The following is a 13,188-nucleotide window of genomic DNA, read 5'->3' on the forward strand; positions in this document are numbered from 1 at the left end:
ACTTTAAAACGGCCTGCGCCGCGGGTCAGACAATCCGGTTAAAGCGCCGGCAAGGATCAACGCGATCAGCCAGCCAATCAAAATGAAAAACGCCTCAAAGAATATGGCAACCCGGCTCCAGAAGGAAAACTCCAAAGTGTCCACCTGGGTCGCACGAATGGACCATTCCCTTTCCTGCCTGAGATCCAGCAGCGGAATGACGACGTCGGCGGCATAAAGCCATGAATTGAAAGTAGAATACTCGGGCGGCAGAAAGCGAGTACAGGCATGGTTGACCAATGCCGGATCAAAAGCCAGGATCAGGTTGTCACGCCACAAGTTTTCAACCGCGTGATTGTCAGGATCCTCCCGTAGCTGGCACAACTTTTCGTTGCTGTCTTTTTCGTCACAATGCCTTTGTTCAAGTCCTCGAAACAAGGTGTCGACCCAAACCTCGCGACCGATCTTCGAAGGGTTGACCCAGTTCTTTCGACAGACCCGCAGAATGTCGCTGGTGTGAATCCAGCCAAACATCGCCTTGTCGTCCTCGGTCAGCGGTTCGGGTAGCCGGTTGAGGTCGAAAGGTCCGCTGTGTGCGGTCGCCACCTTCGAAAAGGACTTGTCAAACCAGAATGACTCCTTCTCGGGTCCGACTGCCCCGGAAGTTTTCATTTCCTCTTCTTGCAGAAAAGAAGAACCGCTTCCCGGCCGGGGCATCTGTCGATAAATCATATCGACCTGGTGCCAGCGCGGCCCACTCGCCGTCACTTCCAGCCGATCAGGGACGATGTAACCGTTTGCCGCCAGCAATTCGTAGACGAGAATACTTGCGGTCCAGATGACCAACAGAACACCAAGCGGCTTCAAAGGACGAATACCGCTGCTCATGGCAGCATGAACCAAAATGTTGAACACCAGCTCGATGAAACCGACGGCGTCCTTTTTGTATGTCCTCCCAAACCAGGCAACGACTGCGATGCTCACCAACACAAAAGCAGCAACAGTGGCGCTGGAACTGTTCAATCCGCAATACCACGGCTCTTGGTCAGGACCGTATTGCAGACACAACGTCGGCGTGAAACTGGCCAAAACACCAACCGAAATAAAATACGCAATAAATGTCACCGCCGCCTTTGTTTTCCAGAACCGTTGACCGAACCACAGACGAAGATCATGGCTGATCAGGGACTTTTTTTCCCGTTGCAGCACGACATCTGCGACTTTTCTTTCCCCTGCCCGGTCCAATGCTTCGGCCAGCACAAAAAGAGGCTGCTGGTGATCTGCGCGCCGTATGCTGGCAAAATGAATCCAGAAGTCGCCACGGTCCCTTGCCGGGAGTTCCCTGCGTTGTGATCTCTTTTCCGAGGCCTTGATCAATCGATCTGTAGCAAGATCGATGCGGCAATTGACGATCCCGTTTTCAGGTGCTGCCCCGTCCTCATCGGTCCCTTTTCCCGGTCGTTGCCATTTGAAAGCGTTGTCCAGCATATCACTGAAAACCAGATGCTTGATCTGGCCGCCAGTCAGATTGAAAATGGGTCGATGCTTCACGGACAAAGGGTCGTCTGGCTTGGGCTTCTCGTTGCCAGGATCGCCGTTCGCTTTCACTGCCAAAGGCCGAAAGTTGACTCTGGACACCTTCAATCTGCCCCCGACCACAAGGCCAGGTGCCTTCACGGCGATCACCGGCCATGACGAAACATCGACATGCTGGTCCGCGGCTAGCCCCTGATCTCCAATAGACAGCCGGTCGGAAAAAGAGGCGTCCTCCAAAGACAAAAGCATGGCATAAAGACGACCAGACCCTTGCTTGGACATATATCCAGCCCCCTCGCTGGTGATCAGGCCCTTTGGTTTGAGGTCATGAATGTCGATGTCGCACTTTCCCTCGACCCTCGCTCCATCACAAACCAACCAGATGGCTCCATGCGGAATTTCCTGTTTCAATCCGGGATGAATAGGCATATCTGCCGCGTCCCAGAAAGTGTGTCGAACACTGAATTGAAATGCTTGCTCTATGCTGCAGGATCTAAGGTCGATCAGCAGTCTCGCGGAACTTTGACTACTTTCATCCCCCTTGTAACAGCGGTACGAGCCAAGAAGCGAAATTTTCAGGAACTTTGCCCTTAACCCTTCGAATTGCATAGCGCAGGCATCATTCTTGAAATCCAGTTCTCCTTCCTCGTCCCAATTATTTTTGCAAGTAGCAAAGACGCAATTTTCGAATTCCACCCGTTCTGCCAGAAGGGACGTCCCCTTGACCGGCACTTCAAAAACGCATTTTCTGAATATGTAGCGCGTGGTTGGCGGCAAGCTAAGTAAACCAAGATCAATCTCGGACAGGCTTTCGTCCATTCGCAACGGTTGGCTGTCAAGCAGGAATTCGCCCGTCCGCTCGGCGACCTCAGCAGCATCCTGCACTATCTCTTTTACAGTCTTCACTGCCCCATCAGCCTCTCACAACTGGCAAGGAAACCCAAAACCTCTTAATTTCCATACGGATACCCATGTGCTTCAGTTCCTCATAACGAATTTTTGGGCGCAGTCCGTGCAGATATGGTATCGTGTCGAACGAATGGTGGGAATCGCGCATGTTCAGACCTGGAACCTTGGATCGATATTCAACAGCAATACTGATCACCATATCGGTTGTCATGATTGTGTCCATTTATTTATTCAGAAGCTCACTTGGGGATAAACCAGCCGAGTTTTTCCCTCAGGTCATAGGGCTTTTTGTAATCTGTGTCGGGGCTTTCTTCCTTGGTCGCCGCATGTTGTCCGATCAAGCCATGAAATCCGGCGGATCCGATGGTACTCTTGCATGGATTCTTGTCGGGGCCGTAACGCTTTCAGCCGTTTCTTTTTCCACAACAATGTTCGGCATGGCAGACTTCGCCTCTCAGCAGAACAGCAGCTTTGGAGAATATATGGTCGGCTGGTTTATCAGCCTTGGGACGACTTTCGGAATTCAGATCATCATGCTGTATATCGCCTTGAAACTGGGCGAACAACTGGTGCGCCTCAGACCCACTTATGACGACCGTTTCCAGTTCGGAATCACCGGAGTAAAGAAAAGAGACGCCATAGGTTGGGGCAAGGCGACCATGATCGGCTTCGCGATGCTTCTCATGGGCGTTGCCTTCATGGTTTTTCTCCAGATTTCGATTGCCGACATCGGATCGTTCTTCATGGACCTTGCTGTCGGCGGCGATATCGCACCGCGGTGGGTTGGTCTTTTGCCACTCTCTCTTGCCATTCTGGCATTGATCGCAGTAGGCGTGATCAGGAACCTCTGGGGATTTGTCACCACCGGTTTCCTGCTTGCCGTATACGCGGTGACTCTGTTCATCTCCTCTCTTTTTTCCTTCGACAGTTATTACAAGCTGGTGCAGGACGACGAAGATATTGCTCAGCGCCGCGCTTCGATTATCGAGGAGATAACCATCGGCATGCTGAACGACGCAGGCCGCTCCCTTGGTGACGCGCCTCTGGCCTTGCTGGAAACCCCGGAAAACCGTTCCGCCTTGCGTGAAGCCGAGTTGGCAGTGGACACCTTGCAAGCAGAACGTGACACCGTGTCAGCGCAGTTGCTACAGCAGCAAACCGCCGGCGCAACGGCCGCGAAAACCCGTCGTGACGCCCTAAACGACGCGCTGGCAGAGTTGGACCAGGAAGAAGCAGACGAAATCAAGAAAGTCACCAACCGAAGCACCGCCGGTGTCGCAATCGCGCAGGATATACGCTCACTCGAACCACAGATTACCGGGCTGACGGCGCAGAGCGACGAGATCACCACCGAGCTACAAGCCAAGCGTGATGAAATCGCCGTTTTGGATGCCAAATTAAAATGTGAAGAGACCGGTTTCAAAGGCCCGCCGCATTGCGAACAGTCATCGGGTGTTGCAAACCCCCCGAACTTTGACCCGGCGACCCGGCCGGGCACAGTGTCAGGCCAACTTTTTCTTAGCAAGGCCAAAGTTGCCGGGGAAATCCAACAACTGGAAGCGCAACTTGCAACCACCGCCGCCGAACTTGTAGCGCTTGGCGAACAAAAAACGGCGTTGGAAATTTCCTTGCAACTGGCGCAACAGGCCGTCGATGTCGACGCGCAGGGAAATTCCGCTGCCCTACAGGAAATCACTGAGATCAAGCAGCGTTTCGACACCGAGCGTGAAGCGCTACGAGCTCGTTTTTCACTGGATGGCGGTGCTTCTTCGTTGGGGGCGGCAGGCCCAGCATCGTTGGATGAACTGGTATCCCGACTGACAAGCTTCAGGAACGATCCCAACAATGACACGCTGGCGGCATGGACCGCCGAATGCAACGCAGTGCGGCAATCACTGGTTCGTGCAAATGCGGAACTGGCCGCCTCGCTGAATTGCCAACCGCCACGATTGTCCAGCATTGCGCAACGCGGTACTGACATAGCCGCCGCAAAGGCGCTCTTTGTGGAAAGTGGGTGCACAACCACAGCGGATACGGGAGCGGCTCCGCGCTCGGCGCCCCCAAACCAGACCGAACTGCGCCTTTTGACTGGAAAGACCCGGAGTTGTCTTAACATCGCGAACCGAGGTCAAGATGACGTGCGTCAGATGATCTCAGACCTGACAGAACTGGAAAGCGTCTATCTGAGCGACGAAACCGATATTCGCCGCTCTGTCGCAGACTTTCGCCGCGGGGCGGACAATGCCAAAGGTGCCGCCATTGGCGCGATTACGATCGACATGCTGATCCTCGTTGTCGGTTTTCTCGCGGCGCTAAGCGCGAACTCCTCGCTTTACGGCAACCCGCTGAAACCGATGCCGGACGAAGTCCAAGCCTCCATATGCGCCTTTGCCCGCAATTTTTCCGGGGACGGGACGGTTGAAACCGGACTGCGACGATTCTTACGCTACGTAGAAGCGCGGCGGCTGGACACGAAGACCAGTCAAACCGAAGGTGAGCTGCACGAAGCCCTGTTTCGCAATACATTGAACCGCGAAACCATCAGGCCGGAAGACAAGGACCTGGTGAATGCGATCATGACGGCAATTCCCCTAGGCTACCTGAAGGAAGTAAGCTTTGTGCCGCCACGCGGCTCGAACGCCGAAAAGGGAATGCGTGAAGGCATCAGCCAATCAGTGATAAAGATGATGTACGAAATCGCTTTCAAAGGTCCCGCTGCATCACCGTCCGGCGCGATTGGTGCACAAATCACCGACATGGAAGAGTCGCACCGCTTGCGCGAGGAGGAACAAGAAGAGAAGGCCATGTTCGAAGAAGTTCGGCGGCGCCTTTACCTTGGGCAAGCCAATCCGTCTTCTACCGTCAACACCGACGCTCCTCCCCCCAACTTTGGGGCGCCGAAACCGGCGCACAATCACGATCCTGCCCCGGCTGCACCGATCAACGCCGAAAGCCCCACCTCAGCCGAGCCATCATCCGCTGAAAGCCAAACGGAGGCCGCGCCTTCCGACCCGATGGAGGCCGATCACCTGCGAACCCCGCCAAAGCACCGTTCTGGCGGATAGCGACGGCATTTACCGCTTTAGATGTTGCAAAAATGTTGATGCCGCAGTGTTTCCGAAGCTGCTGCGCTGCTCAATTGTTCTAATGGCCGACATGCGCGCGCATATAACCTAGACGGAGTATCGAAATGGTGGAAAGACGCTTGTCAGAATGGCTGATCGGGGAAAAGGCAACAGCAATAGCGCTTTCTTCGAATTAGTCGAAAACCTCATCGTTTTATGGGACCGGGACGATTTCCGCACCAACCCCATATTGAAATTGATCGTTGACCAAGTCAGCTTTCTTACCCCCAACGCCCCGACAGGACCCATTTCAGACCGGACGGCAGGGATCGATCTGTTCGAGATACGAGACAAGGAAAACAACTTCCTTGGCTGCGCCAGCCAGCTTCCTGACAGCTCGATCTGTGAGATCGTTTTTTGTACAATCAATGACCTCGAGGCGAAACAGGAACTGTACTGCGTGCCGCTGGGAGACCTTGCCGGTGCTGAGCCGGTTACAGTCCACTTGGACCCCCAATCGGAGGACCATACCGATCTGTGTCTCGTTTTCGCCGATCCTCCTCCGACACTGCCTTCGTCTGACCTCAAGTTCAGGTCTATTCCGATCAATGCTGCCACCGCAATCTCTGACCTTGCCGCGCAGCAAAAACCATTGCCACGAATGTTCTACACGAAGGCGTCTGACGCAGGAAAACGCCTGATACGGATCGGCGAAACAAAAACACTGGATCCAGCAGTAGAGCTGAATTCAAACATCGACCTGTCCAATCCTGATGACCGGACTGCCCCAGAGAAGGGCAAGTCGGATCGCTCGAAGACCTTCCTGTCGATAGAGATCGAACCGCACGAACGCGGTCGCTTTGGAGCGGAGCACAAGACAGACCGGGAAGGCAACATTCGCAAGGCGAATACCGAACAAAGATGGCTGATCCACCTCAAGCACTTTGACACGCCGGTAGAGGCGACAAGCTTTGCCCCGCCCACAAAGGACATTGCCAGAAAAATCGCCCACTCGACGCTAGGCATTGGGATTGCCCATTTTCATTTGCGCCGCTGGCTTGCCGGCCACCCAGAACTGAAAAGTCTAAGCCGTCACACGCCGTTCAGTCAGGCCACCACCGATGACACCACCATTCACAGCCTGTTTTCGGTCATCGGCCTGTTTTCAGAACGACTGGCGTCCTGGGCCCTTGCCTTGATGCAAAACCAGGCCATTCAGGGAGACCCCGACTTCCTGCCGCCCGAGGTCACCAGCCAACTTGCAATGGAAATCCTACGATATCGCGATATCTACGAATTATTCAGAGGCAGGTTGCGCAAAAGGTTTCAGGAGAATGGAATAACCTGGGAGAAATACGCGGCAGGAATGGTTCTGAGAAGCTTTTTCCTTCTCGAGGTAAAAACGCCAGCGCAAAAGGAATCGTTCGAAAACTACCAGATGGCCATCGCTACCCGCATCGTCGAAGCGGTGCTTGAATCAAAGCCATTCTTGCGCGATTTACGACTGGACACCCTTTCCATGACACCAGATCATTTCGATGTCTTCCACCTGTTTTCAGTGGCAGACCGAGAGGTGCCAGTAGATCTGGTCACACCGAATGCGGTCATCGAATTGGGGACGCAAGCCTTTGTGAACCTTGGAGCAACGCACCACTTTATCGGAGACGACGACAACAGTGCGCGACAAACACTTGCGCCGCTTTTCGAGCTCGCCGCCCATAGGGTGAGCATGGCGATCCAAACCCAGAAAATGATGGAAAAAATGCAAACCGGGACCCGGCAGCCAAACGTCGCTGGCCCAAGCGGTCCGGCGCCGAAAGCACTTGGTTCGCAGTTGTTTCCGTATCACCGCCGTGCGATCGCAAATCCTCACATCGGTGCCTTGGTAAGTTCCCCTCAGGCAACTAAGGGCCAGTCGCTGAGAATGGCAACGGACTGGCGTGTCCCGAACAATGGCCAGACGTTTCTGGATGGTTCGATACATGGTTTCCGCGTCTCGGATAAGACAGTCGCACTCGATCCAGCGCATTGGTGGTCCGCAAAAAGTCTTGAAGCAGCCGATAACGCACTGCACCCGGGGCCATTCAGCGACGCAGAAAAAATGAACGTCGTCCTGTCTCTTGATCCGGGCGACCTGAACCGACGGGGTGGCGCCATGTGGGCCAAGCCGTCGCGTGGCGATGGTTTCCCCTTTGCAATTGTCGGGCTGGACGAAGCGGTCATCTCACAGATCCGCGACCTGCGTCGCAAGATGACTGGAAATGGTCACTCGGCGGCCCAAAACATCGTCATTGACGCACTGAAAAAAACTTTTATCCCAAGTAGCGACCTTGTTCGCTACTTTTGGGAATTTAAAGCACAGCACAAAGAAATCCGCAATTTTCTGATCTCGCCATCAGGGCAGAACTACCAGAGTATCCTGGATGCTTTAGGCAGCAAGACGCCGCAAGAAGCGTTGAGCTTTGCAAAGTCTCTAGAGAAATATGTCCGGGTTTTGACAGGCGATCTTGCGCTGATCGAGCCTGAAAATGTTCCCCGTCTCAAAGCGCTGTTCAATACCCAATTGAATCAACCGCTCCCCAGCGCACTGACGGGGTTCTTGGGTTCGTCTCCATTCCACACCAACTGGGTCGCGCTGATCAACATCGCAGCAGTGCAACTTGTGGTTCTTAACCATCACATCAAGGAAGCTTCCGGTACAGACGACCGGTCCGTCATCATTATGGCCCCGCTTTTGTACAATGGCAAAAATACGGAACTAGCAGAGCCGATCGATCTGCAAGCTTTGAAAGTCATTTTTGATCGAATAGCAAAAGCGGGACTATCAGCGGCAGAAACGGCCGATCTTAGGGCTAATCCTGGCACGGCAGTCGAAACACTTGAACTGGTGTGGCTATCAGCACTCGGGATCAGTCCAAACGACGCAAAGGGGAAATTATTTCGTCGTTTTATTCGAGCCTTGTTCGAAGAAACCCGTTTTACAGCTAAACATTCCGGAAAGGCGCCGGCGGCGTTCTGGAGCGATGTCATCGACATTTTCAATGAAGAGGAAGACGCTAGTTTCAAAACGGCCCTGGTCGCCTTCTTGAAATAGCTTAACAGGCACCTTGCTTTACGCTAAGCGCGGTCTCTGCCACACGTTTCCGTTGATGTCTTCGGCTGCAAGGTGTTCCCCATCTCATGATGAGGAGTGCGTTTCGCAATGTGCGCGGCTCTGTTGCACAAATCGCGTGAGGGATTCATCTCGTGAATCCAGCGTGGTAGCTGGGATGCATGAGCAGACCCATACCCCCGACCTACAAGACCAGAAACTGGCCAGCCTACAATGAAGCGCTCAAGCGCCGGGGCTCGCTGACGATCTGGTTCGACCCTGAGATGATCTGGGATGCCGTGCCGACAGGCAGGCGTGGCCGCCAGCAGAGCTATAGCGACGCCGCCATACAGACGTGCCTCTCGATGAAAGTGCTGTTCGGCATGGCGCTCCGGCAGACGACCGGGTTCGTCGAGAGCCTGCTGCAGCTGGTCGGTCTGAACTGGACGGTGCCCGACTTCAGCACGCTATCTCGCCGCCAGAAGACCTTGGCCGTCAACATCCCATACCGCGGCTCCAAGGGGCCGTTGCACCTGTTGATAGACAGCACCGGGATCAAGGTCGAGGGCGAAGGCGAGTGGCACGCCCGCAAGCATGGCGGCCCTAAACGCCGCGTCTGGCGCAAGATCCACTTGGGGATTGATGAGGAAACGCTGGAGGTTCGGGCCGTCGAAATCACCGGGAGCCACATCGGTGATGCGCCGATCCTACCCGACCTTCTCGACCAAATCCCGCAGGACCAGGAAATCGGTAGCGTCACGGCTGATGGCGCCTACGACACGCGCAAATGCCACGATGCGATTGCAGATCGCGGCGCCCATGCCGTCATCCCGCCCCGCAAAAACGCGAAGCCCTGGAAGACGATCACCGCCGGAGCCGTGGCGCGAAACGAGGCCTTGCGCGCGGCGAAATACCTGGGCCGCGCACTCTGGCGACGATGGAGCGGATACCACCGCCGAAGCCGCGTCGAGACAAAAATGCATTGTATGAAGTTGCTGGGCCAGCGGCTCATGGCGCGGGACTTCGACCGCCAGGTCGCGGAACTCCAGGTCCGCATTGCCGTCCTGAACGGCTACACCGCGCTCGGCATGCCCGTCACGGAAGTCGTAGGATAAGTCCGCCCGGGGAAAGGGGAAACTCGGCGTTCAGCCGATTTGTGCAACAGAGCCCCCCGCATCTCGGCAATCCGATCCAACTCGCGGGAAACGCGGATGCCCGACAATGAAGTGTCGACGACGGCCGCCAGACATTCCCGGGTGAAGTCGTCGATTACGGTCAGGATGCGGAACCGACGACCGCACGATAGGCTGTCGGACACGAAGTCGAGGCTCCAGCGCTAGTTCGGCCCCTGCGGGATCGCAATCGGCGCTCTGGTGCCCAAGGCCCGCTTTCGGTCACCACGTTTACGCACGGTGAGGCCCTCATCTTTGTAGATGCGGTACAGCTTCTTCCAGTTCACCTGCCAGCCCTCGCGCCGGAGCAGAAGGTGCAGCCGCCGATAGCCGAAGCGCCGCCCCTCTGACGACAGATCCTTCAGTCGCGCCCGTAATTTGATGTCCTCCGATCGCGTTGGCGGTCGTCGATACACACGCGGGTCGATCCCTGCCAAATCGCAGGCCCGCCGCTGCCGGTATCCCTTCTGTGTCATGGCCCAATCCACGGCGCGACGCCGCGCACCGGGCCTCAGAAGTTTTTTCCCAGCATCTCCTTCAGCGTAGACACGTCCATCATCTGTTCGGCCAGCAACTTCTTGAGCTTGGCATTCTCGGCCTCCAGCGCCTTCAGCTTCTTCGCATCCGACACTTCCATGCCGCCATACTTGGACCGCCATTTATAAATGGTCGCATCACTGACGCCGTGTTTACGGCACAAATCTTTCGCACCAAGCCCCGCCTGATGCTCCTTCAAAACGCCGATGATCTGTTCTGCCGTGAACCTGGATCGCTTCATCGTCTGTCTCCTTTGATAGGAACAGACTAACCCCAAATCGCGGACTTTTCAGCGGAGCAGGTCAGTTCTGAGTGGCGGCTTGAGCGCTAGGTCAAGGACAGCGCGAACAACCGCTAAGGAAAACTGACCTTTCCCTGACGAGGGCGCTCATCGCGTTTCCCTGGCAGCGGGTGCTTGTTTCGGTCTGGCCGACCGGCCGATACGCATTGATCCTAAGGAAAATGGTCGAGGGGTGTTTCGGAACGTGACCCGCGCAAAAAGGACCGCCGGGTGCGGTCCGGCGGTCCTTTTCAGTTTGTCATCGCCTGGCCGCCACCGGCCGGGCGCTCAGTTGGCCACGCAGTCGGCGTAGTATTGCATCATGCCGTCTTCGTCCGCTTCCTGAACCAGGCCGTGGATGTCGGTTTCGAAGCCCGGGCATTCGCGGGCAAAGGCGCGGTTGAACTTGAGGTATTCGACGATCTTGCGGTTGAAGACCTCGCCCGGGATCAGCAGCGGGATGCCCGGCGGATAGGGGGTGACCAGGCTGGTGGTGATCCGCCCTTCGAGATCGTCGATCGGCACCCGCTGCGTGGTGCGCTGTGCGATCGCGGAATAGGCGTCGGTCGGGGTCATGGCCGGGGTCAGATCCGACAGGTACATTTCCGTCGACAGGCGCGCCACGTCGTATTTGGCGTACATCGCGTGCACGTGCTGGCACAGGTCGCGCAGGCCCATGCGTTCATAGCGCGGCTGCTTGGCGCAGAAATCCGGCATGGTGCGCCACATCGGCTGGTTCTTGTCGTAATCGTCCTTGAACTGCTGAAGCGCGGTCAAAAGCGTGTTCCAGCGGCCCTTGGTGATGCCGATCGTGAACAGGATGAAGAAACTGTAAAGCCCGGTCTTTTCGACCACCACGCCATGTTCGGCCAGGTATTTGGTCACGATCGAGGCGGGAATGCCGTTTTCCTCGAAGCGGCCGTCGATGTTCAGACCGGGGGTGATGATGGTCGCCTTGATCGGGTCCAGCATGTTGAAGCCGCTGGCCATGTCGCCAAAGCCGTGCCAGCTGTCTTCGCCGTCCGATTGCTGCACACCCTCGGCGTCGGTGCGTTTGAGCACCCAGTCCTTGGTGCGGCCTATGCCCTCGTCGGCCAGCTCTTCGGGGCCCCAGACCTGGAACCACCAGTCGTTGCCGAACTCTTCGTCGACCTTGCGCATGGCACGGCGGAAATCGAGGCTTTCGCTGATGCTTTCTTCGACCAGGGCGGTGCCGCCGGGGGGTTCCATCATCGCGGCCGCCACGTCGCAGCTGGCGATGATCGAATACTGGGGGCTGGTCGAGGTGTGCATCAGGTAGGCTTCGTTGAACAGGTGTCTGTCCAGCTTGGTGTCCTTGGATTCCTGCACCAGAACGTGGCTGGCCTGGCTGATGCCGGCCAGCAGCTTGTGCACGGATTGGGTCGCGTAAACGACGGAATGGTCCGTGCGCTCGCGCTTGCGGCCCATGGCGTGGAAGGTGCCGTAAAACGGATGAAAGGCCGCGTGGGGAATCCAGGCTTCGTCGAAGTGCAGGTTTTCGACCCAGCCATCCAGCGTGTCCTTGATGGTTTCGGTGTTGTAGAGCACCCCGTCATAGGTCGACTGCGTGATGGTCAGGATGCGCGGCTTGACCGTGTCGGGATCGACGTCCGCCAGCAGCGGGTTGGCGCGGATCTTGGCCTTGATCGTCTCGATCTCGAACTCGCTGCGCTGGATCGGGCCGATGATGCCCCAATGGTTGCGCGTCGGCTTGAGGAAAACCGGGATCGCGCCGGTCATGATGATGCTGTGCAGGATGGATTTGTGGCAGTTCCGGTCGACGATCACCACGTCGCCGGGCGCGACGGTGTGGTGCCAGACCATCTTGTTCGACGTCGACGTGCCGTTGGTCACGAAAAAGCAGTGATCGGCGTTGAAGATGCGCGCGGCGTTGCGTTCGGACGCGCCGATTGCGCCGTTGTGGTCCAGCAGCTGGCCCAGTTCCTCGACCGCGTTGCAGACATCGGCGCGCAGCATGTTTTCACCGTAGAACTGGTGGTACATCTGGCCGATGGGCGATTTCAGAAAGGCGACGCCGCCGGAATGGCCGGGGCAATGCCACGAATACGATCCGTCTTCGGCGTAATCCAGAAGCGCCTTGAAGAACGGCGGCTGGATGCCTTCGAGATAGGTCTTGGCCTCGCGGATGATGTGGCGGGCGACGAATTCCGGCGTATCCTCGAACATGTGGATGAAACCGTGCAGTTCGCGCAGGATGTCGTTTGGCAAATGGCGGCTGGTCTTGGTTTCGCCGTAGACATAGATCGGCACATCGGCGTTTTTCCAGCGCACTTCCTCGATGAAGTTGCGCAGGTTCACCACCGCCGGATCAAGATCGGGGCCGGGGCTGAATTCTTCGTCGTCGATCGACAGGACAAAGGCGCTGGCGCGCGATTGCTGCTGGGCGAATTGCGACAGGTCGCCATAGCTGGTGACCCCCAGGACCTCAAAGCCTTCTTTCTCGATGGCTTCCGCCATGGCCCGGATGCCCAGACCCGATGAGTTCTCGGAGCGGAAATCCTCGTCGATGATGACAATGGGGAAGCGAAACTTCATGTGATTCCTCCTGAGGGGAAAACAGCGGTGGGGAAAGATCCG

Annotated in this window: 6 protein-coding genes and 1 pseudogene; 3 read left to right on the forward strand and 4 right to left on the reverse strand. The window is 56.4% G+C overall.

Going from position 1 to position 13,188, the window contains the following annotated elements; genetic code table 11:
* Nucleotides 1-3: 3 nt before the first annotated feature.
* Together QF118_RS16930 and QF118_RS16935 are read right to left on the reverse strand one after the other, a co-directional pair.
* The gene (locus tag QF118_RS16930; RefSeq protein WP_282300217.1) at nucleotides 4-2,421 is read right to left on the reverse strand and encodes a hypothetical protein; all 2,418 of its coding nucleotides are present in this window, start codon (nucleotides 2,419-2,421) and stop codon (nucleotides 4-6) included.
* Nucleotides 2,422-2,428: 7 nt separating this feature from the next.
* Nucleotides 2,429-2,635, reverse strand: coding sequence for a hypothetical protein (locus tag QF118_RS16935; RefSeq protein ID WP_282300218.1), 207 nt, complete (start codon nucleotides 2,633-2,635; stop codon nucleotides 2,429-2,431).
* Between QF118_RS16935 and QF118_RS16940 the strand changes: the two genes are divergently transcribed.
* The 3 genes from QF118_RS16940 to QF118_RS16950 all read left to right on the forward strand — a co-directional run bounded on the left by QF118_RS16940 (nucleotide 2,634) and on the right by QF118_RS16950 (nucleotide 9,695).
* A complete protein-coding gene (locus tag QF118_RS16940; protein ID WP_282300219.1) occupies nucleotides 2,634-5,489 on the forward strand; it encodes a hypothetical protein in 2,856 nt (951 codons plus the stop codon). The genes QF118_RS16935 and QF118_RS16940 overlap by 2 nt on opposite strands.
* Nucleotides 5,490-5,637: 148 nt before the next feature.
* Nucleotides 5,638-8,583 carry a hypothetical protein gene (locus QF118_RS16945; RefSeq protein ID WP_282300220.1) on the forward strand — a complete coding sequence of 982 codons (2,946 nt, stop codon included), beginning with the start codon at nucleotides 5,638-5,640 and terminating at the stop codon, nucleotides 8,581-8,583.
* Nucleotides 8,584-8,762: 179 nt separating this feature from the next.
* Nucleotides 8,763-9,695 (forward strand): IS5 family transposase, encoded by a 933-nt coding sequence (locus QF118_RS16950; protein WP_282299042.1) that lies wholly within the window; start codon nucleotides 8,763-8,765, stop codon nucleotides 9,693-9,695.
* 53 nt (nucleotides 9,696-9,748) lie between these two features.
* Here QF118_RS16950 and QF118_RS16955 read toward each other — a convergent pair.
* Both QF118_RS16955 and QF118_RS16960 read right to left on the reverse strand, forming a co-directional pair.
* Nucleotides 9,749-10,530: pseudogene (locus QF118_RS16955) on the reverse strand (IS3 family transposase); the annotation flags it as partial.
* A gap of 327 nt (nucleotides 10,531-10,857) precedes the next feature.
* A complete protein-coding gene (locus QF118_RS16960; RefSeq protein WP_282300221.1) occupies nucleotides 10,858-13,146 on the reverse strand; it encodes an arginine/lysine/ornithine decarboxylase in 2,289 nt (762 codons plus the stop codon).
* Nucleotides 13,147-13,188 lie beyond the last annotated feature (42 nt).

It is taken from the genome of Tropicibacter oceani, from assembly GCF_029958925.1.
GTDB lineage: Bacteria > Pseudomonadota > Alphaproteobacteria > Rhodobacterales > Rhodobacteraceae > Pacificoceanicola > Pacificoceanicola oceani.

Bases quoted from the DNA above. Each gene is read 5' to 3' on its own strand.
- QF118_RS16945 (WP_282300220.1), top strand. From the start codon at position 5,638: ATGGCTGATCGGGGAAAAGGCAACAGCAATAGCGCTTTCTTCGAATTA.
- QF118_RS16940 (WP_282300219.1), top strand. From the start codon at position 2,634: ATGATTGTGTCCATTTATTTATTCAGAAGCTCACTTGGGGATAAACCA.
- QF118_RS16935 (WP_282300218.1), bottom strand. From the start codon at position 2,635: ATGACAACCGATATGGTGATCAGTATTGCTGTTGAATATCGATCCAAG.
- QF118_RS16960 (WP_282300221.1), bottom strand. From the start codon at position 13,146: ATGAAGTTTCGCTTCCCCATTGTCATCATCGACGAGGATTTCCGCTCC.
- QF118_RS16950 (WP_282299042.1), top strand. From the start codon at position 8,763: ATGAGCAGACCCATACCCCCGACCTACAAGACCAGAAACTGGCCAGCC.